Below are 20,445 nucleotides of genomic sequence, written 5' to 3'. Positions count from 1 at the left end.
CACAAATGAATACGAAATAGCTCTGTTATTTATTTACTAAATACTCATTGATTAACAATTACACAAATTTACATTTTTGGGTCAATTTTCGCCATTTTTCATACAGACAATATTTTTTAAAATGATAATTTTATAGTTATTAGCGATAAATAAAAAAGCCATTGTCTGTAGAGGTTCAGACAATGGCTTCGTATATAGATGTTATATGTGCTTATGGCAACATCGCTAAATACGTTGATGGGTTTTTACGTTGACCATCTTTCACTACTTCGTAATGTAAATGTGGGCCAGTACAACGACCAGTACAACCAACGTTAGCAATATGCTCACCCGCAGCAACACGGTCGCCTACACGTGCAATTAAGCGTGATGCATGTGCATAACGTGTCAGGTAACCATTACCATGGTTGATTTCAACATATTGGCCATAACCTGTGCCCCAGCCTGATTTGGTTACAATGCCTGAACCCGTTGCATAAATAGGTGTACCACTTGCCGCAGAAAGATCTAAACCTGAATGATTTTCTGCACGGCCACCCATGGTACGGCCACCATAATTTGAGCTCACGCGCTTCATGTCTGGAAGTGGGTGGGCAATTAACCATGAATATGGATTATTTGAACTTGCTGAATAGTTTTGAGAGGAATTGCTTGAACCGTATTTTTTTGCGATTGTCGCATTGTTGAGTTCAATTGATTTTTCACGAATTTGAACATTCAACTTCGTTTCCGCTGGAACATCAATATCATTGCTTTCAGAGTAAGCACCTTGAGACAAAGTGCGAGTTAACTGTTCAATACGATCTGATGAGTCTGCTTGATTTAATTCAACTAAATCTGCAAAAGCGACTGAAGCGGCCGAAGCTGCCAATGAAAACGCCAATAAAATACGTCGTAAATGCATAAAAAACCTCTATAAACTGTTCTCTTTTGTTCCTTGTGTGATTTCGTCCTTGATATCAGCCAAAAGGAGCGCATAAGATTAAGACATAAACATGTAGGAAATATGTATGTCAGAACCTGTCAACGTCTTTCAACCAACAAGAAAACACATAAAAACAGGAAACTTGTCGTTTCTCTCAACGCAAGTTGCTGCATGGCAGAAACTTACGAAAATTGTTCAACCGCTATTGCCCCAACCGGATCAATGGCAAGTTGTTTGTTATATAAATGGTGTACTTATATTAACTGGAGAAAATCAGGCACTGATTAGTCAGTTGGCCTATTTGCAAAAGCAATATATTGCACAATTATCACAAATATACGAATTCAAGGATTTACACAAGATTCAAGTTCGTCTGAGAACTCCGTCTCCAACGCCCCACTCCCCTGAAAAAATTTCAAGAACCCTCAGTACAGAAACTCAGGATTTACTCCGTAATGCTGCTGACTTTGTGAGCGACCCTAAGCTTAGCCAAGCAATGCTGCGTTTGGCAAGCAATAAAAAGTAACCACCGAGTTGTAACAGATAAATTTGAATATTCAGAATGTGACAGACTTAACACTTACAAGTGATACAATATAACATCACTATTATAAGACAATGACTTATGTCACATTCACATAACTAATTGGGCAATCTTTAATGTCATCAAATGTTACAATTTCATAGCTATCTGGATCACTTTTGACATTGCGTAATAACTGATTATTTAATGCATGACCTGACTTATAGGCATCATATTTCGCAATAATTTGATGACCAAGCAAATATAAATCACCCACAGCATCTAATATTTTGTGACGAACAAACTCATCCGAGAAGCGTAAACCCTCTTCATTGACCACACCATTTTCATCTACGCCAATGGCATTTTCGAGACTCGCCCCCAAAGCCAAATTATTGGCTTTGAGATAATCCAAATCTTTCATAAAGCCAAAAGTCCGCGCTTCACTGACTTCATAGACAAATGTTTCGGTTGAAAAGTCGATGGTTGCCGACTGAAATTCTTTCTTAAATGCAGGATGGTCAAAATCAATCGTAAAATTTAATTGGAAACCGTCATGCGGTTGAAAGGCAGCACGTTTATCATCGATCAGTGCTTCGACAGGTTTGCGTATTTTTATGAATTTTTTAGGTGCATTTTGTTCTTGTAGTTCACCTTGCATAAGCAAATAAATGAACGGGCCGGCACTCCCATCCATAATGGGCACTTCAGACGCCGACACTTCCACGATCAGGTTATCAATCCCTAAACCAGCAATCGCACTCATAATGTGCTCAATTGTGCCCACCTTGGCATTTTCTTGCACCAAGTTAGAACACATGAATGCTTCTTGAATCAGCATAGCATCGGCTGGAATATCAATCGGTGGATTTAAGTCGATACGACGAAACACAATCCCCCCATCGGCATGATGTGGCACAAAGTTAATCATCACTTTTTGCCCACTATGCAGTCCGATGCCACTCGCTTTCACGATGCGTTTCAGGGTACGTTGTTTCAACATGTGTCTTCTATCATCAGTTCACAAAACCGCTATACGTTAGCATATTTAGCCATTGATAAAAAACAAAAAGGTAGCTGATCAGCTACCTTTTGTAATCAATAGACACTTAAGTCATTGAATTTATGTTATTTACGTTGCTGATTTTTCAAGTAGTCTTGAATACTCATTGGCGTAGGGCGTGAATTCGATGCTGACGCCGCCGCAGCCGCCGGAGCAGCTGCTTCATTGTGCTGACGTTGAATCGCTGGTACATCATCTTCATCTACAGGTGCTTGTGCAGAAGCGACTGTACGCGTTGCTTGTGCGACAGGGCGTTTCACTGGCTCAGCAGAATCGGCAGAATTACGCGTTAAACCCGTTGCGATCACCGTTACACTAATTTCATCACGTGCATCTGGATCAAATACCGTACCGTAGAAAACTTGACCTTCATCAAGATCCACAATTTGGTTCACTACATCAGTGATTTCTTCAATTTCACCGAAGGTTACGTCATCGCCACCTGTTACGTTAATCAAAATGCCTTTTGCATTCATGATCGTCACGTTATCTAACAATGGGCTACGGATCGCTTGTTCAGCAGCTTGACGTGCACGGTTTTCACCACGACCAGAACCTGCACCCATCATGGCATAACCACGTGTACTCATCGCAGTTTTCAAATCGGCGAAGTCAAGGTTGATATGACCAGGACGCACCACAAGATCGAAGATACTACGCACCGCATTTAACAATACATCGTCTGCCTTTTTATAGGCATCTTTCATTGAAATATCGCGGAACACTTTTAGCAGGCGTTGGTTCGGAATAATAATCAGAGAATCAACATGTTGCTCAAGTGCTTCGATACCTTTCTCAGCAGATTGCTGACGACGTTTACCTTCAAAGTTAAACGGAGTCGTCACCACACCTACCGTTAAGATACCCATTTCTTTGGCAATTTCAGCAACAACTGGCGCAGCACCTGTACCTGTACCACCACCCATACCTGCAGTCACGAACACCATGTCCGTTCCTTCAAGGTGTTGGCGAATCAACTCACGGCTTTCTTCAGCAGCAGTTTGACCCACTTGTGGATTTGCACCTGCACCCAAACCACGGGTACTTTGCTCACCCAGTTGGATTTTAAATTGTGCATTCATGCGATCGAGTGCTTGTTTGTCTGTATTGGCACAAACAAATTTCACACCCTCGATATCTGATTCCAACATGTGTTGCACAGCGTTACCGCCAGCACCACCTACACCGAATACTGTGAAACGGGCTTGACCGTTGCTGTCGCTTTGATCATCTTCTAAAAATTCAAATGAGGCCATGCCTAAAAAATTCCTAATCCATAATTGGCAGACACTTCAGCCCGTATACTGCCTTGATCTTAATAAAAATTGTTTTTTAGAATGCTGTCCAAGTTCCAGCTTGTCAAGTACAAGCAATAATCCGTACAACTTCCCAACAATATTCCCAAATATTTCAACTTAAAAGATCGACTTCAAGGTGTCATTGAAGCCCGACCATGCCCGTTTTACCCGATTCAATACTGAAAGTTTTTCCGTATCTTCTGGCTCAACGATCGTATCTTGTGTTTCGCTTTGACTGAAAATTAACAGACCTGCGGCAGTCGCGTATTGTGAACGACGTAAAGCTGCTTGCTGTTGATCATCGGCATACACTTGCATAGGTGGATTACCTAAATGTGCAGAGACACCTAAAATCCGGCGTGCAAATGTCACCATTCCTTCAATTTGGCAGGCATCACCTGTGAGTACAACACCATGGTATAAACCATGAATTGCACCATGATCGACCAATTCATTACGCACTTGATTAAAGATTTCTTCATAGCGCGCAATAATGATTTCGGTCAGTTCAATACGGCTAATGGTTTGTGGACCATCAATCCCTTGGAACTGAATCATACTTTCAGGTTTAACCACTTTCAGGTCGACACAACCATACAACAGCTTAATGCGTTCCGCTTCTTCTGTTGTGGTTTGCAATACAGCAGCAATATCACGTGTTACATGCTCACCGCCACGTTGCAAGGTATGTGTCATCGCCAAGCGACCATCTAAATACACCGCGATATTGGTCGTACCTGCACCAATATCGACCAAGCACACACCATATTCTTTTTCATCTTTAAGCAAACTGGCTTCAGCTGTTGCTAATGATGAAATGACCATGCGTTCAACACCAATATTGGCGCCTTTTAATGCACGATCCAAATTCTGCATGGTGCTGATGGGCAACATCATCAAATGATAATGCCCTGTCATACTCCGTGCTGACATGCGAATCGGGTTTAATACCCACTCAGGTTCATCATCTAGTTCAAAACCTAAAGGTACAGCACTCACCAAATAGTGGTCAGACGTTAAATGACTGGCTTTGGCCAGTTCTAATGCACGCACCACTTCATTGGTGGTAATCGCATGGTCATTATTTTCAATTGGAGTGCGACCAGAGGCATAAAAACTTTTTAGTTCAGCACTTGGAATGGAAATCCACGCAGAATGTACACGACATTCCGCCATATCTTCCGCTTCCTGCACTGCATTTTTAATTGCGGTAACAACTTTATCGAGACTGACAATTTTCCCTTTATTCATGCCGCGGTTACGAGCGGTCGCCATCCCTACCACTTGGATATTGTCTGGCGCGTGTACCTTACCAATCAAAACTGAAACTTTGTGTGTCCCAATGTCAATCGCAACAACCGAGGGAACAGCTTCATTCATTATTTACTACTACCATTCACATGTTTGTTTAATTTATGGCTTAAAGCCTCTACTTATAAAGCCGATCATTATGGCTTTACCGGCGCTGCATTCGCAATGCCTATGTCATCACTGGTTACAACAAACTGACCATTTACCGACTTTGCTGGCACAGAGTTTTTCCATTGAATCGCTAAACCATTTCGGTAGCGCAAATCGATGGCAGAAATTCGTGGCCATACAGGTTTTAAGTCACTGTGTGCGAGATAACTTAAACGCTGCAACTTACTCATGGTCTGATCTTGATCGACAATCACGCGTAAGCCTGAATCAAACTGCATAAACCAAGTCATTCGTTCGGTTAAATATAATTCTTTTAAACGAATGCCAACAGGTATAAATAATTGATTAATTTCATTATAGCGACGCATCATCATTTTGGACTGACTCGTCGGCCCATGCAATAACGGCAAATTCTGATGATTGGTCGGGGTTAATTCGGCAAATACATCACCACTGTCGCTTAACAGTCGCCCAGTTCCCCAACGTGCAATTGCTTGACGCGGCATCACCCGTACACGAATTGCATTTGGCCAAGCACGCGATACCACCACGCGATCGACCCACGAGATTTCTAAAGTACGGTCACGAATGACACGTAAATCAGAGGTAAAATAATTTTGAGTCATCATCGGTGAAACGTATGACATGACTTGTTGTTTTTCTTGGACGCTCCGCACACCCACCACATCAAGTTCAGCCACACGTGCATCCGTCATGACTTTATATAGCCCCCAAATTCCGGCAATCAAGACCACACATGCAATAAACAACAACAGCCATCCACCCACATTGGTAAGCTTTTCCTTACGTGTCGGTGGTTTGTCATGTATCGATGTCGTTGCTGCACGTTTACGGCGCATAGACGCAGGAAGTTGAGCCATAATTTAGTGTGCCGCACCTGTTAGGGTTTGTTCCAAAATCGCGACACAAAGATCATCAAAACTATAACCTACGGCATTGGCCGCTTTTGGTACTAGAGAATGACTGGTCATACCCGGAACAGTATTTACCTCAAGTAACCAGAAGTTTCCTTCTGCATCCTGCATCGCGTCAATACGGCCCCAACCACTCGCACCTACCGCTTGGAAAGCGCGTAAAGATAAAGCTTGTAGACGCTTTTCTTCATCTTCAGTCAAGCCACATGGAATACCATATTGCACATCGTTACGGTTATATTTCGCTTCGTAATCATAAAAAGCCACATCTGCAGGCGGTTCTAAACGAATCACCGGTAATGCCTGACCATTTAAAATCACAATGGTAAATTCACGTCCGGTAATCCATTTTTCAGCCATCACGACTGCATCATGCTGGGTCGCTTTTGCAATTGCGGTTGCAAAGTCTTCAATTTTTTCAACTTTGCTCATACCAATGCTTGAACCTTCATGCACCGGCTTGATAATAAATGGCAAACCAATTGAATCTACAATTTCTTGTAAATCTGAATCTTTACTGACAATACGATAAGGTGCTGTCGGTAGTTCTGAACCTTGCCAAACTTGTTTAGTTTTGACTTTATCCATACCAATCGCTGAGCCTTGAACGCCCGTTCCAGTGTACGGAATGTTTAACCATTCCAAAGTACCCTGAATTTGACCATCTTCACCACCACGGCCATGAAGTACGATAAATGCACGGTCATAAGCCACCAACTCAGTCACACTGCGTTGCTGCGGATCGAATGCTTCGGCATTTACACCCGAACGCACCAATGCTTCAAGTACAGCTTTACCACTATCGAGAGAAACCTCACGTTCGGCAGATTTCCCACCTAATAACACGGCAACTTTGCCGAATTTTGAAGCATTTGACACGTTTATATCCTTAAACTTTTATCTACAGTCTAAACAAACTTTGGATCACCAAGCGATGATCATTTTACATAGAGATTGTTTTGAGCAAGTTCGATTGAGATTGCTCCAACATTACCTGCGCCCTGTGTTAATAACAAGTCATTTGCTTGTAACACTTTTTTCATTACTGCTTGTAAGTTGCCTTCTACTGGATCGATGAGAATCGGCTCCACTTCACCACGTAGACGAATGCTTCGAGCCAATGCACGACTATCCGCACCCACAATTGGTTTTTCACCTGCAGGATAAACTTCTAATAACAACAGTTGATCAACTTGTGACAAGACATCGACGAAGTCATCAAAACAGTCACGCGTACGACTAAAACGATGTGGCTGGAACATCATCACCAAACGACGATCTGGATGACTTGCACGTGCAGCTTTAATGGTCGCTTCCACTTCTTTTGGATGGTGACCATAGTCATCGACCAATTTCACCAAGCCATCTTCAACTTCAAATTCGCCTTGGACTTGGAAACGACGACCTACGCCACTGAAGCTTTCTAAGGCACGCGCAATCGCAGCATCAGAAACGCCTTCATCCGTTGCAATACCAATCGCTGCCAAGGCATTTAAGATATTATGAAGACCCGGCAAGTTAATGGTTAAACGTAACGGCTCACGGTCTTTACGCAAAACTGTAAAGTGTGATTGCATGCCTTCTTGAGCCACATCAACGGCACGAATGTCATTGTCTTCATTGAAACCATAAGTCACGACAGGACGACCAATACGCGGCATAATTTCACGGATGTTGGCATCATCACCACACATCACAGCTAAACCGTAAAATGGAAGGCGCTGTAAGAATTGTACGAAGGTATCTTTCAATACATCGAAACTACCGCCATAGGTATCCATATGGTCAGCATCGATATTGGTGACAATCGTTGCCATCGGCTGTAAATGCAGGAATGACGCATCTGATTCGTCTGCTTCAGCCACGATATAACGGCTTGCACCCAATGCAGCATTCACACCAGTACGATTTAATAAACCACCAATGACATAAGTTGGGTCCAGATTTTCTTCTGCCAACATGCAGGTCACCAGACTGGTTGTCGTGGTTTTACCATGCGTCCCCGCAACGGCAATACCATGACGGTAACGCATTAATTCACCCAACATTTCTGCACGACGCACGACAGGTGTACGGGTTTCAATCGCCGCTTTCACTTCTGGGTTTTCAGAATCAATAGCTGTTGATACCACGATTACATTGGCGCCTTGAATATTTTCAGCAGCATGACCGATGAAAACTTGAATGCCGTTTTCTTCAAGCTGAGCCGTGGTTTTCGACGCTTTAATATCTGAACCTGAAACTTTATAGCCTTGGTTTTTCAATACTTCGGCAATACCGCACATGCCCGCACCACCAATCCCAATAAAATGGATGTGTTTAATACGGCGCATTTCTGGCACTTTAATGAGCTTTTTCGCTTGATCGGCAGGCGTTGATGGAGACATAGATTACTCGAATTTTACAAATCTTGAATTAAACCAACCACGTGCTGTGTCGCATCGGGTTGTGCCTGTTGTCGAGCCTTAACCGCCATTTCCATAAGTCGTTGGCGATTCATCAGCGGCTTCAACAACGCTGTTAAACTTTCTGCGGTCATATCCGCTTGTGGGCAAATTTTTGCAGCATTGATATTGGCCAAGAACCCTGCATTTGCAGTTTGATGGTCATCCACTGCACTTGGCAGAGGAACAAACACGGCTGCTACACCTGCTGTCGCAATTTCAGTGACGGTTAGCGCACCAGCACGGCAGATAATCAAATCCGCTGCAGAATAGGCTGCTGCCATATCTTCAATAAACGGCTGAACTTCAACTTGCATATGTTCAGGTGCATTTGCATAACGAGCCAATGTGCTTTCAGCGTTATTTTGACCACACTGGTGATATACACTGAGTGGCTGTTCTAATTGCTGCAAGGCTGCCGGCACACATTCATTTAAGGCACGTGCGCCCAGTGAGCCACCCACAATTAAAACCCGTAATGGCAACCCAGCTTTTTCACGCTCTTGGTAACGCCATGACGGATTTAAAATTTCTGTAATTTCTTTACGTACAGGATTCCCTGTGGTTACGATTTTATCTTGTGCTGGAAAGGTATTTGGAAATGCCTGACAAACAATTTTGGCCACACGTGACAACTGCGTATTGGTAAAACCTGCCACCGCATTTTGTTCATGGATAATGACTGGAATGCCCAATGCACGAGCTGCCAAGCCACCCGGCCCAGCCACATACCCCCCAAAGCCTGCAACTGCATCGACTTTGAGTTGTTTCATATAACGCATGGCACTCAATGTAGCTTTGAGAATTTTAAATGGTGCCATCAGCTTACGCACGACTCCATTGCCGCGTACACCTTGGATATCAATTTGATAAATTGGAATATTATGATTTTTAAGCAGGCGATTTTCCATACCTGTTGGCGTTGCGAGCCAAGAAACTTCACAGCCTTGTTGTTGCAACTCTTTGGCAACAGCGAGCGCTGGAAAGACGTGACCACCGGTTCCGGCAGCCATCATCATGACATGTTTCGGCTTTACTTGCGTTACTTCGGTCACTGTCTAATTCTTCAATTCTAAAAAGAGGCTAATGATATTCGATTTTAAGCAAACAATTGTAATCACAAACGCATGACCGTGAAAGGTAATTTACTTTTTTTCAACAGGCGTATGATTGTTTTTTTCTACTATTTTAAAAGTTTAAACTAGTTTTATTATTAATCTATGAGAATTGAAAAAAAATCAGACAATTTTTCACTTTAATTGCATTCACTTACAGTTTTTTTGCTTTTTAAGCTCCCCTCCCCTTAGCGCAGGCCAAAAAAAGAGCCCGTGAAGGACTCTTTTAAATCTAGTGCAAAATTAAGCTTTTAAACCTGCCTCAAGGACATCAAATAAATCATCGGCAATCGAGGTGCCAAATTGCGCATCAATTTCACGTACGCAGGTTGGACTGGTGACATTAATTTCAGTCACGTAATTACCAATCACATCCAGACCAACAAACACTAACCCTTTTTCACGAAGGAATGGCCCAACTTTGGCTGCAATGGCTTTATCATTTTCGGTCAATGGACGCGCCTCGCCCAAACCACCTGCCGCCAAGTTGCCACGCACTTCGCCATTTTGCGGAATACGCGCCAAACAATACGGTACGGGTTCGCCATTGATCATCAAGATGCGCTTGTCGCCATCCACAATTTCTGGGATGTATCGCTGCGCCATAATCGGCTGAGTGCCGTTATTGGTCAGGATTTCAATGGTTGAACCGATATTAACGCCATCTTGGTATAAACGGAAAATGCCCATGCCGCCCATGCCGTCTAATGGCTTCACAATCACATCACCATGTTCTTGTAAAAATTCACGAATCAGACTTTGCTGCGAAGTCACCAAGGTTGGTACTTGAAGTTCAGGGAATTGTGTCGCAAACAATTTTTCATTGCAGTCACGTAGGCTTTGTGGCTTGTTAATAATCCATGCACCTTCGCGTTCAGCCTGTTCCAAAATATAGGTGGTGTAGACAAAGTTCATGTCAAACGGCGGATCTTTACGCATCAAAACCACGTCATAAGCAGCAATTGGTTCTTTTTGTTTTTCGCCGAGTTCGTAATAGTGGTTGTAGTCTTCAAAAACTTTTAGCGGTGAAATCAAACCAAAGGCTTTGCCTTGATCGATATATAAATCTTGCTGTAATGCATAGCCTAGCTCATGTCCACGACGTGCTGCTGCCCATAGCATCGCCATTGAGGTATCTTTTTTTAGGTTTACATTTTCGATGGGATCCATCACAACAAGTACACGCATTATTCAGTGCTCTGTTCATTATCAATTTATGAATGAGTATAGCCGAGATTTTTCTTTTGTTTATTCTGATTTTGCATGTGTATGTATGGATTCGTGTGATGCAGGCGATAATTCGATATATTTCTATCATCGGCCTTATCTCAATAAAGGAAATAAGCCGTGAAAGCATTATGGCGTTAGGCCTGTGTAAATCGACGCCAAACAATCGATACAGATATTCATCACATCTACATCTCGCCCATCACTATTTTTGGTGAAAAAACACGTGCTTTTTATTTTTTTTAGCTATTGTGTTAATTATTGTAAATAAAGAAATAGAATTAATTAATGATCAACATTGAGCAGATGGCTATCATTCTTAATGCTTTGCCAGACCCTGCTTTTGTCATATCGCGTAGTGGAAAATACGTTGCGGTTTTTGGTGGGCGCGATAATCGCTATTACCACGATGGTTCCGGTCTTGTTGGTACCTATATTTCAGATGTGATCAAGCCAGATAAAGCCAACTTTTTTATGCAACTGATCGACCAAGCTCTAGCGTCAGGAAATCTACTCATCGAAGAGTACGAATTGAGCAATAGGGATGTAAAAGGTCTGCCCGATTATGGTCCTGAAGAGCCCATTTGGTTTGAAGTGCGCATCCAAGCCCTTAGTTTTTCGGTAGATGAAGAAGACGTTGTACTTTGGGTCGCAAGTAATATTTCAGCGCGTCACGACTTGGAAATCAAGCTGAAAGAACTCAGCCATACCGATCAGTTAACTGGTCTTTTCAACCGAAGAAAATTAGAGCATGACTTAGCATTACATTATGAGCCATACCTACGGCATTCCATACAGACCTCGATCTTGATGTTCGATCTTGATAACCTCAAAAAAATCAACGACAGCAAAGGTCATCATGTCGGTGATGAGGCAATCCGAGCAGTCGCAGATATTCTTCGTTTAACGCTGCGCAAGACTGATTGCGCCTGCCGCTTAGGTGGAGATGAGTTTGTGGTCGCATTACCCAACACGGGCTGTGAACAAGCCATTCAATTTGCCAAACGGATTCATGAACATTCCAGAAAAGAATTAAGTCGGTTTTCAATAGATAACGCCCATGTCACCGTGAGCATAGGAGTAACAACCATCATGCCTGAAGATTGTACCTACGAAGATACAATTAAGCGTGCTGATCTAGCGCTGTATAAAGCCAAACATGGCGGGAAAAATAGAATTGTCGCGGCGTAAGCGTGCGGCAGAAATAAACCAAATTTCACAGTCTATTTAGCAATTTGATATTCAAGCCGTTGTGATTGCTCAGCATGAGCTCTCTCCCCTTTTCAACATAAGTTCAGTTTAGATAGGTGTCCGATATGCAGCAAGCCATTGTTGATTTTGCCTTGGATGATGAAAATCATTGGTATGCTATTTTAGCTTGTGGCCATACACAGCATGTCCGGCATGATCCGCCTTGGCAAAACCGTCCTTGGGTTATCACTGAGCAAGGACGGAACGAAAAGTTAGGGGTAATGTTGGAATGTAAGAAGTGTGATGAAGAGAGTTTCGTATAAGAGATTTTATGTTAAATAGGGGTAATTAAAGATTGAATTTCAACCCCATTTTCATCAACTAATTCAATACCGACTGCTTTTAAACGATCTATAGGATCACCTGTTTTCAAACACCATCCATTAGGCATATTTGTTTTTAATCCTGAAAATTTAGTATCTAATTTTTTCTGTTCTTCATAGGAAATATGGGCTACACCAAGATTTCTTTGTAGAATTTTGGAGAGTTCAGCATCTGATAATTCATTGCTTTCAATTAATACCCATAAGTTGTTAAAGACATAAGCCATGGGAACAATATGTTCTTTCCATGGCTTAATAGCCATTGCTGATTTATTATTAAAAATATTCTTTGAGTATCCTTTAAAAAGCAGTTCATTTTCTGGATGAAATAAATGCTCCATTAATCTGGAGCTATATCCCCATGGTTTATTAATGTTTTCTTGAAGAGTGATAATGTTTTTTACATGTTGAATGATTAAATCACACGTGCTCTTAATATATTGATTAATATGTTCTTTTTCAGTCATGTTGGTTTTCCAAAAAATTACTGCTACCTTAGCGATTTTATTATAGTGATAAAATGAGTAATCTTAAGAAAGTTATTTTAATCCAAACAGATATTACAACATTCGCTGTACAGGCTATCGTTAATTCAGCGAATAAGTCTTTGCTTGGTGGCAGTGGGCTTGATTATATCATTCATAAAAAAGCAGGACCTTTGATGAAGACTGAATGTATTCAACTTCATCAAGAAAAAGGCGGGTGTTCAACTGGACAAGCAGAAGTTACTACTGCTGGAAACCTGCCTGCCCAATATCTTATTCATGCTGTTGGGCCAAGATGGTTAGATGGTGAGCGTAATGAGCCACAATTGCTTTGTGATGCTTATAGTAATGCGATTATGAAAGCTAACCATGTTGGTGTAAAAACTATTTCTTTTCCAAACATCAGTACAGGTGTTTATGGTTTTCCTCGCCAACTGGCAGCCGAAATTGCAATTGGTACCATACTTTCAACACTTCCCCAATATGACTGTGTTGAAGAAGTATTTTTTGTATGCCGAGATGATGAAAACTATTTAATTTATAAGGAGATACTTTCTAACATTAACGACCAAAAAATAAAAATACAGATTGAATAAATTAAATTATAGATAGCTCATATAAGAATCCTGCTACCAGTTTGGCTAAAAGCTCATGATCTTCTTGGGATTCAACGATATCAACCATTAAATCATCTAAACCCGTGTGTTCTTGAATGGTCACACCTTGGATTTCAAGATAAGTTAGCATCACTGCTAGCCCTGTTCTTTTATTTCCATCGACAAATGCATGCCCTTTAGAAATTGCAATACCAAACCATGCAGCAATTTCAAAGATATCACTCACATTACTGTAATACATTTGCTGATCTATACGGTTTAGGACGCTTTCCAGTTTCTCAATCTGGCAACCAGATCGACCTACACCTGTTTGAAGCAAAATCTCGTCATGTACAGCAATTACGAATGTCGAACTAATCAAGCTCATTTATAAGCTAACTCTTGTATTTCTGCTTTATGTTGCTGGATCACTCGTCTAGCACTATGCATAACAACTCGTTTAGTTGCTTCATCATTACTAAACTTTATAGGTAAAACTTGTCCAGAAACCTTTTCACGAGTAGATACTTGTTCAATATTATAATCTTTAAGACGTTTTCTCATATCGCTTACCATTCTAAGAGTGATCGTGTGTATTTTAACGCAAGTTTGTTGATCTAACAGTAGTGTTGGTCAAATTTGATAGTGTGAGTCTTTTTTTAGCACCGATCGTTCTGGATTTAAATTAAAAAAATCATAGACTTTATTAATTTTTGATTTATATAACAATGTCTTATCCAAATAAATAATTGATTTTTCTTTGTTGGTATCAAAAATTACTCGACCTCTTGGGATCTGTTCATACTCATAGTTTTGTAGTTCAGAATACTTTTCTTGCAATGTAATCCAATATTCAATATGTGTATATGGGCTATCAATCAGGCCAATAGAGTCTGCTTTCGTAATATTAAAGGAATGTGCAATACCAATGACTTGATTATTCCAGTACCAAAAGATCCCTATTTTCATTTATCTTTATGCCTAGTTTTAAGTTCAACTAAAATTAATATAATACGGATTATCCGAAAATATTCAGACAATAAAAAAGCCCGACATCCTGTCGGGCTTTTTCATATCGGGTTGCTAGTCTTACTGATCTCGTGCTGCCCATTCCTTGCGCTATTTTCTTATTCTTGTTTTCTAGAAACATCCAGTTCCCTTATGTATTCATCATAGGGCTAATGCTTTGGATTACCAATCCGCAAAATCCTTAAATCTGTGTAAGTTTTAGCTTACAAAGTTGGCCTATTTTATCCCAAGAGTTGTCCGCAGAAATTGGGGATAGTTTCGGGATGTGGGGTATTGATAAGCCAGAGAAAAACGACAATTTGATTAAATATTGATCAATTTTGTTGGCAGAATATATCAAAACTGCTCATAAAAAAGCCGACTTGTTTCAAAGTCGGCTTTTTACTGTTTTTGCGACCAAGGTGAAATTTTTAAGCGATTGATTTTTATATTAATATACAAGTGTACTTCGTATAATCGCCATTATGTTAAATGGGGTCTAAAAAAGGCTTTATTTGAGTTGAAGAATGGATGTAAAGAGGATGTTTCGGTTCTCCACTTTTATTTAATTCAAGATAGTACAGTTTGTCTTTCAGAAGCTGTTTTACAAAAGCTGACCGCTCTTTAAAAGCTCCATCGTTTCCCCAACAAGCAATGATGTGTTTTGACTGAGAAGCTAAACGGTATAGATATTCATCATTTTGAGTACCAATAGGATCTTCTTGAGCCATCATCTCTTGGGGTTTAGTGGCTCTATATGCAAATAGATTGGCCATATAAATACCTCCGCCCCCCCAACTTTTAGCAAAGTTAATACAGCGAGTTATAGTGGGATCATCTTGAACATGGTCTGCTGTCGAAGGATTTAATCCTATAAATGTAAATATGGGTTTATCCTTATCCCAAATTCTCCAAAGAGAATAACGATATTTACTGCATTCTGAGATTTCAGCACCCTTTTCCATTATAAATTTTTCCTAAAATTGACATAAAACGAGTTATAAAAAGTGTGGATACTGGAGCCACGCTTTTTTACTTCGTATAACTACCTACATTAAATACAGAACTACATTTTTTTCTATTTTTATAATTTTCTTTTTCTGTAGGTTAGAGACAATTATGGATCTATCTTCCTCTGAAATAGATCCTTTAAATTGAAACATAGCATCGATGAAATTTTCCAAGCTTTTTACTTTACTTGGACGGCTTTTAAGTAGTCGTTCTGATACATAATCTAAATCTATAGAGTTATCTTCTTTCACTTTTTCAACGTATTGTTCTTCTTCCTCTTTTCTTCCAGTTTGAATGAGTAGTTGAGCAAGTCGAAATTTATCGCGATAAGTCAGTTGTAATGTTAAATCTTTAATTTCTTCGTAAGTCATGTTTATAAATCAGATTTTGTACAATTTCATTAATTATAACCAGTTAGCTTGAAACATCTATTATTCTTATTGATATGGAGTTTTTAAAGTTTCACTAAAATTAACATAATACACGTTATACGAAATTCTTTAAATTTTCTATAAGTATCAATACTTTAACTAAAGCCGTTTCAGTAAATAGCGCACTGAGACGGCTTTTTATTGATTCTTCACGTTTAACGCCTACTTTTTAAGCAATATTTCACGTTTTTTGTTAGTTAGATGCAACAATCATCATTTAAAGACGTAAAAAAGGCAGCTTCAGCTGCCTTTTGAAATCCCGAAAAATTAGATGCCGTATTTAACACGGTACGCTTCCATTTTCGCCAAGGCTTCAGTTTCGCCTTTTGCATCTAAGAAAGTCATTAAATCTTTCATAGTGATTAAAGCATGTACAGGAATTTCGAGTTCTTTTTGCACTTCTTGAATCGCAGACAAATCGCCCTGACCTTTTTCTTGACGGTCTAGCGCCACCAATACGCCCGCAATTTGTGCACCGGCATTTTTCAGAATAGTTACTACTTCACGAATCGCTGTACCCGCAGTGATCACATCATCAATGATCCAGACTTTTTTACCTTCAACAGACGCACCAACCAATACACCGCCTTCGCCATGGTCTTTCGCTTCTTTACGGTTAAAGCCCCAAGGTACGCTCACACCATGGTTTTGTGACAGTGCGACAGCCGTAGCGGCTACAAATGGAATACCTTTATAAGCTGGGCCAAAGACCACTTCCACATTATCGCATTGTGTTAATTTAGCTGCATAGCCAGAAGCCAATAATGATAAGGCTTCACCATCGTTCAGTAGACCTGCATTAAAAAAATAAGGACTCACACGACCCGATTTTAAAGTAAACTCACCAAATTTAAGCACACCACGTGATAATGCGAGTTCGATAAAAGCTTGTGGATTAAATGCCGCTTGCGCTGTCATGAGGTGCTCCATTTTTTTAAGTTTGAGGTTAAACCTGAGCATGATACCAAAGAGTAGCTATCCAAGTGATCAAAAAATTTTACGTGTCGTTTCAATTAATGTGAATGGTCTGCGTTCCGCTGAAAAAAAAGGTATTTTTGACTGGATGGCAACTTCAGATGCCGATGTCATCTGCATGCAAGAAAGCCGCATTACCCATGAACAATGGACCGATAAATTTAAACCCGAAGGTTGGTTTACACACCTTTTCCCTGCAGAACGCCCAGGCTATGCCGGTACTGCGATTTATAGCCGCCTACCCTTTGTATCAGTGAAAGATGGCTTAGGCTTTGAATTAGCCGATAGCCAAGGCCGCTTTATTTCTGCTGAGTTCGATTTAGGACTTGGACAAACTGCACATATTTGCTCGCTCTACCTGCCTTCTGGTTCATCGGGTGAAGAAGCTCAGGCACGTAAAGATTTATTTTTAAACGAATACAAACAAATTTTGAAGCAATGGCGTGCTGAAAATAAGTCAGTGATTGTTTGCGGTGACTACAACATCGTGCATAAACGTATTGATATTAAAAATTGGTCTGGGAACCAAAAGGCTTCGGGCTGCTTACCACATGAACGTGCATGGCTCGATCATATTTATGATGAACTTGGCTATGTCGACACCTTCCGTGAGGTACGTAAAGAAGCCGAGCTTTACTCTTGGTGGTCTAACCGCGGACAAGCCCGTGCCAAAAATGTGGGTTGGCGTATCGACTACCATGCATGTTCACCTGACTGGAAAGAACGTACCGTGAATGCTTGGGTATTCAAAGATGAGTGGTTTAGCGACCATGCCCCAGTGATTATTGACTATAAAATTTAAGCTTTCAGCAATTAATTGAGTGAACGATTGTTTACTCAATTAGAGGTTATTTCTCACATTACATGACGAATTTGTGGATTTATCTCACAACTCGAACGTAGCATTATGGTCGCACGGCAAAGGGACATGTCAGGATGACACAAAAGGATTGGACGCCGAAGGAAGTATAAAAACAAACTAAATGATTTAGCTTGTTTTCAAGGATGTGACAATGGACGTTGGACTGAGACCCGCATGATCAGGATGATTAAATGCGGGTTTTCTCTTATCTAGCCCTTACATCTCTAGACTCCCCCAAATAAAACAGCTAAAAATTCGATCTGCACAGCAAATTCTTATTCTCGCTTTATTTTTACTTCTGACTGTGCAACCTTAGGCTGAATTTTCTAGTTATGGCATCGCTTTCTTTTCTGATTCGTTTTGTTCTGTAGGCTATTCTAAAACGCCAAAATGTCGTTTTGATGACAATGCCTAATATTTACAGCATGCGACTTGTACAGCAAAACATTTATTTCTTAATCCACATCACGATCGTGCTTTGAGCATTGATGAATTAGCCTGTAGGATAATGCTGAATTGTATTTTTTATCTTATTGTTTTGAATAATTGAGGACACCTGTTCATGCTTAAAATTTATGGCATCAAAAACTGTAATACCATGAAAAAAGCTTTCGACTTGCTCAACGAATTAGGCCTGACCTACGAATTTCATGACTATAAAAAACAAGCGATTGATGCTGAAACCGTAAAAAAATGGCTCGATGCCAAAGGTGCTGATGTGATTCTCAACAAAAAAGGCACCACATGGAAAAGACTCAGTGAAGAAGAGCAACAGACAGCCTTAGCCAGTGAAGAAAATTTGATTCAGTGCTTAACAGCGCATAGCAGCATGATTAAACGCCCAGTACTGGATACAGGTAGCGACTTATTGGTTGGCTATGATGAAAACGCTTACCGTGCATTGAAATAAATGTTTTCATCACACTCATGCACTGCCCTTGTTCAATTTTGACTGAGCAAGCAGTCATAAAAAAAGCCTGACATCGTCAGGCTTTTTGTTGGAATCACGTCAAATTAGTTGGCGCGGATCCATGTTTGGTTACGACCTAAAGCAGCAACACCAATAAAGCCGCGAAGCTCTAATTTTTTGCCGCCATCAGCCAATTGACCTTTTAACTTGTAAGTTTTACCTGATTGAGGATCCAAAATTGAACCGCTCTCATAGCTTGTACCACCAACATTTTTAAGACCGGTCACAATTCGCAAGCCTTTTAATGATTTGTTGTGATATGGGCCTTCACATTTTTTACAAGCGTTCTCTTCACCTGGTGTCAAAACTGACTGAATGCTCGCAGAAAGCGTACCATTTTTTTGCTCGGTGAATTTTACAATCGCTTTTGGCTGCTTGGTTTTATCATCAATGGTTTTCCAAGTTGTACCATTTAGCGGGTCTGCAGCATTTGCAAATGCGGCTAAACTCATCAATCCTAATGCTAGTGCAATTTTTTTCATTTTTGTTTATTTCCCTGGTCTGATATAGACGACATTAGTATCCAAAAGTCACAACAATTTATCAATTTTTGTATGTGACCGTTTAGTGTAACCTTGTAATTTGTGTTGGTAAATATGCTCACACGATTCCTAAAATAGAAAAAGATGGAAAGACAATGAAGATATCGCCACTGACGAAACAACTGATTACAGAAAGCATTTTAAAAACAACAATTCGTGGGCCGAGCCAGTTCAATTTACCGCCCAATACTTTACGTTTTGCTTTGGAACAAATGTGTCGTGCATTTCCCCAAAACCCGGATGTACAAATTCGCCCGATTCGTTTAGCCGGCTTAAAAGCCGAAGAAATCAAACCGCAACAGGCATCGACCCAACTCATTTTTCATATTCATGGGGGCGCATTTTTCTTGGGTTCGATGAACACACATCGGGCGTTTCTGACTCAAGTTACCGCACGCACGCAAATGCAAGTGTTACATTTGGATTATCCTTTATCCCCAGAAGCACAGTTTCCTGAAGCACTCGATGCCCTTTTTGATGTGTATGCAGTGTTATTAGATCAAGGGATTCAAGCCAAAGATATTATTTTGTCAGGCGACTCTTGTGGTGCAAACTTAGCGCTTGCCTTAGCCCTTAAAATTCAACAGGAACAACTTCCACAAGTCAGTGGTTTGGTGTTGATGTCACCGTTTTTAGACCTGACGTTGAGCAGTGAGTCCCTACGCTATAACCGTAAGCATGATGCGCTGTTAAGCATAGAAGCCCTCGAAACAGGCATTGATTATTATGTACCACGCTCGGTCGATCGAGCTGATCCATTGGTCTCGCCTTTTTTTGCCGAGCTCAAAGGACTGCCTCCGATTCATATTCAAGTGGGTTCTAAAGAAATTTTATTGGATGATGCGCAGCGCTTTAAAGTCAAAGCAGAAGAAGCCGGCCTAGATGTCGAATTTAAGCTGTACACTGGCATGTGGCATAACTTCCAAATGTTTAGCTCTTGGTTTGAAGAAGGACAACGTGCGCTGAGTGATTTAGCCGATTTTGCACACCGACTGGATCAGGACTAATCCCTGAAAACTAATTCCCTGAAACGGATCAA

Annotated in this window: 24 protein-coding genes; 7 read left to right on the top strand and 17 right to left on the bottom strand. The window is 40.7% G+C overall.

All coding sequences use genetic code 11. From position 1 onward, the window contains the following. Positions 1 to 211 precede the first annotated feature (211 nt). A complete protein-coding gene (locus tag FTU77_RS00535; protein WP_180054186.1) occupies positions 212 to 904 on the bottom strand; it encodes a M23 family metallopeptidase in 693 nt (230 codons plus the stop codon). 106 nt (positions 905 to 1,010) lie between these two features. On the opposite strand from FTU77_RS00535, the gene FTU77_RS00530 reads away from it, so the two are divergent. Next, positions 1,011 to 1,451 carry a DciA family protein gene (locus FTU77_RS00530; RefSeq protein ID WP_180054185.1) on the top strand — a complete coding sequence of 147 codons (441 nt, stop codon included), beginning with the start codon at positions 1,011 to 1,013 and terminating at the stop codon, positions 1,449 to 1,451. Between the two features lie 97 nt (positions 1,452 to 1,548). Here the strand turns inward: FTU77_RS00530 and lpxC are convergent, their stop codons facing one another. From lpxC to gshB, 8 genes are all read right to left on the bottom strand, one after another. Further along, positions 1,549 to 2,451 (bottom strand): UDP-3-O-acyl-N-acetylglucosamine deacetylase, encoded by a 903-nt coding sequence (gene lpxC / locus FTU77_RS00525; RefSeq protein WP_180054184.1) that lies wholly within the window; start codon positions 2,449 to 2,451, stop codon positions 1,549 to 1,551. A gap of 125 nt (positions 2,452 to 2,576) precedes the next feature. Further along, the gene (ftsZ, locus tag FTU77_RS00520; protein WP_168379400.1) at positions 2,577 to 3,767 is read right to left on the bottom strand and encodes a cell division protein FtsZ; all 1,191 of its coding nucleotides are present in this window, start codon (positions 3,765 to 3,767) and stop codon (positions 2,577 to 2,579) included. A 159-nt stretch (positions 3,768 to 3,926) separates the two neighbouring features. Continuing rightward, on the bottom strand, positions 3,927 to 5,189 hold the full coding sequence (ftsA, locus tag FTU77_RS00515; protein ID WP_078190573.1) for a cell division protein FtsA: 1,263 nt from the start codon (positions 5,187 to 5,189) through the stop codon (positions 3,927 to 3,929). Between the two features lie 68 nt (positions 5,190 to 5,257). Next, positions 5,258 to 6,112: a cell division protein FtsQ/DivIB gene (locus FTU77_RS00510; protein ID WP_180054183.1), complete on the bottom strand. Its 855-nt coding sequence runs from the start codon at positions 6,110 to 6,112 to the stop codon at positions 5,258 to 5,260. 3 nt (positions 6,113 to 6,115) lie between these two features. Then, on the bottom strand, positions 6,116 to 7,045 hold the full coding sequence (locus tag FTU77_RS00505; RefSeq protein WP_078193219.1) for a D-alanine--D-alanine ligase: 930 nt from the start codon (positions 7,043 to 7,045) through the stop codon (positions 6,116 to 6,118). Positions 7,046 to 7,104: 59 nt separating this feature from the next. Further along, positions 7,105 to 8,553: a UDP-N-acetylmuramate--L-alanine ligase gene (gene murC, locus FTU77_RS00500; protein ID WP_078190576.1), complete on the bottom strand. Its 1,449-nt coding sequence runs from the start codon at positions 8,551 to 8,553 to the stop codon at positions 7,105 to 7,107. Positions 8,554 to 8,567: 14 nt separating this feature from the next. Continuing rightward, positions 8,568 to 9,665, bottom strand: a complete 1,098-nt coding sequence (gene murG, locus FTU77_RS00495; protein ID WP_168379398.1) for an undecaprenyldiphospho-muramoylpentapeptide beta-N-acetylglucosaminyltransferase — start codon at positions 9,663 to 9,665, stop codon at positions 8,568 to 8,570. 303 nt (positions 9,666 to 9,968) lie between these two features. Continuing rightward, positions 9,969 to 10,913 carry a glutathione synthase gene (gshB, locus tag FTU77_RS00490; RefSeq protein WP_168379397.1) on the bottom strand — a complete coding sequence of 315 codons (945 nt, stop codon included), beginning with the start codon at positions 10,911 to 10,913 and terminating at the stop codon, positions 9,969 to 9,971. A gap of 327 nt (positions 10,914 to 11,240) precedes the next feature. Between gshB and FTU77_RS00485 the strand changes: the two genes are divergently transcribed. Together FTU77_RS00485 and FTU77_RS00480 are read left to right on the top strand one after the other, a co-directional pair. Then, complete coding sequence (locus FTU77_RS00485) at positions 11,241 to 12,143, top strand: GGDEF domain-containing protein (RefSeq protein ID WP_180054182.1); 903 nt, start codon at positions 11,241 to 11,243, stop codon at positions 12,141 to 12,143. A 125-nt stretch (positions 12,144 to 12,268) separates the two neighbouring features. Beyond that, on the top strand, positions 12,269 to 12,466 hold the full coding sequence (locus FTU77_RS00480; protein ID WP_180054181.1) for a DUF3565 domain-containing protein: 198 nt from the start codon (positions 12,269 to 12,271) through the stop codon (positions 12,464 to 12,466). An 11-nt stretch (positions 12,467 to 12,477) separates the two neighbouring features. On the opposite strand, the gene FTU77_RS00475 is transcribed toward FTU77_RS00480, so the two are convergent. Next, positions 12,478 to 12,993, bottom strand: a complete 516-nt coding sequence (locus FTU77_RS00475) for a hypothetical protein (protein WP_002125020.1) — start codon at positions 12,991 to 12,993, stop codon at positions 12,478 to 12,480. A gap of 53 nt (positions 12,994 to 13,046) precedes the next feature. Here FTU77_RS00475 and FTU77_RS00470 point away from each other — a divergent pair, with 53 nt between their 5' ends. After that, positions 13,047 to 13,607 (top strand): macro domain-containing protein, encoded by a 561-nt coding sequence (locus FTU77_RS00470; protein WP_168379858.1) that lies wholly within the window; start codon positions 13,047 to 13,049, stop codon positions 13,605 to 13,607. Position 13,608: 1 nt separating this feature from the next. On the opposite strand, the gene FTU77_RS00465 is transcribed toward FTU77_RS00470, so the two are convergent. The 6 genes from FTU77_RS00465 to pyrE form a co-directional block, all read right to left on the bottom strand. Continuing rightward, positions 13,609 to 13,995, bottom strand: coding sequence for a type II toxin-antitoxin system death-on-curing family toxin (locus tag FTU77_RS00465; RefSeq protein ID WP_002125026.1), 387 nt, complete (start codon positions 13,993 to 13,995; stop codon positions 13,609 to 13,611). After that, entirely contained in the window at positions 13,992 to 14,171 is a 180-nt protein-coding gene (locus FTU77_RS00460) for a hypothetical protein (RefSeq protein ID WP_168379859.1), read from the bottom strand. The genes FTU77_RS00465 and FTU77_RS00460 overlap by 4 nt, the downstream gene beginning before the upstream one ends. A 69-nt stretch (positions 14,172 to 14,240) precedes the next feature. Then, a complete protein-coding gene (locus tag FTU77_RS00455) occupies positions 14,241 to 14,576 on the bottom strand; it encodes a hypothetical protein (protein WP_168379860.1) in 336 nt (111 codons plus the stop codon). Positions 14,577 to 15,103: 527 nt separating this feature from the next. After that, positions 15,104 to 15,580 carry a DUF1643 domain-containing protein gene (locus FTU77_RS00450; protein ID WP_180054180.1) on the bottom strand — a complete coding sequence of 159 codons (477 nt, stop codon included), beginning with the start codon at positions 15,578 to 15,580 and terminating at the stop codon, positions 15,104 to 15,106. An 84-nt stretch (positions 15,581 to 15,664) separates the two neighbouring features. After that, the gene (locus FTU77_RS00445) at positions 15,665 to 15,997 is read right to left on the bottom strand and encodes a hypothetical protein (protein ID WP_180054179.1); all 333 of its coding nucleotides are present in this window, start codon (positions 15,995 to 15,997) and stop codon (positions 15,665 to 15,667) included. A gap of 327 nt (positions 15,998 to 16,324) precedes the next feature. Next, positions 16,325 to 16,975, bottom strand: a complete 651-nt coding sequence (pyrE, locus tag FTU77_RS00440; protein ID WP_180041430.1) for an orotate phosphoribosyltransferase — start codon at positions 16,973 to 16,975, stop codon at positions 16,325 to 16,327. 40 nt (positions 16,976 to 17,015) lie between these two features. Here pyrE and FTU77_RS00435 point away from each other — a divergent pair, with 40 nt between their 5' ends. Both FTU77_RS00435 and FTU77_RS00430 read left to right on the top strand, forming a co-directional pair. Beyond that, a complete protein-coding gene (locus FTU77_RS00435; protein ID WP_180054178.1) occupies positions 17,016 to 17,834 on the top strand; it encodes an exodeoxyribonuclease III in 819 nt (272 codons plus the stop codon). A 622-nt stretch (positions 17,835 to 18,456) separates the two neighbouring features. After that, entirely contained in the window at positions 18,457 to 18,804 is a 348-nt protein-coding gene (locus FTU77_RS00430) for a Spx/MgsR family RNA polymerase-binding regulatory protein (RefSeq protein ID WP_168379696.1), read from the top strand. 104 nt (positions 18,805 to 18,908) lie between these two features. Here the strand turns inward: FTU77_RS00430 and FTU77_RS00425 are convergent, their stop codons facing one another. Then, positions 18,909 to 19,346 (bottom strand): DUF2147 domain-containing protein, encoded by a 438-nt coding sequence (locus FTU77_RS00425; protein ID WP_078190586.1) that lies wholly within the window; start codon positions 19,344 to 19,346, stop codon positions 18,909 to 18,911. A 155-nt stretch (positions 19,347 to 19,501) separates the two neighbouring features. On the opposite strand from FTU77_RS00425, the gene FTU77_RS00420 reads away from it, so the two are divergent. Next, a complete protein-coding gene (locus FTU77_RS00420; RefSeq protein ID WP_168379695.1) occupies positions 19,502 to 20,413 on the top strand; it encodes an alpha/beta hydrolase in 912 nt (303 codons plus the stop codon). Positions 20,414 to 20,445 lie beyond the last annotated feature (32 nt).

Source organism: Acinetobacter sp. YH12142 (assembly GCF_013418435.1).
GTDB classification, from domain to species: Bacteria; Pseudomonadota; Gammaproteobacteria; order Pseudomonadales; family Moraxellaceae; genus Acinetobacter; species Acinetobacter amyesii.
The sequence above is the reverse complement of the archived record's forward strand: the minus strand, read 5'-3'. Positions and strand labels throughout refer to the sequence as shown.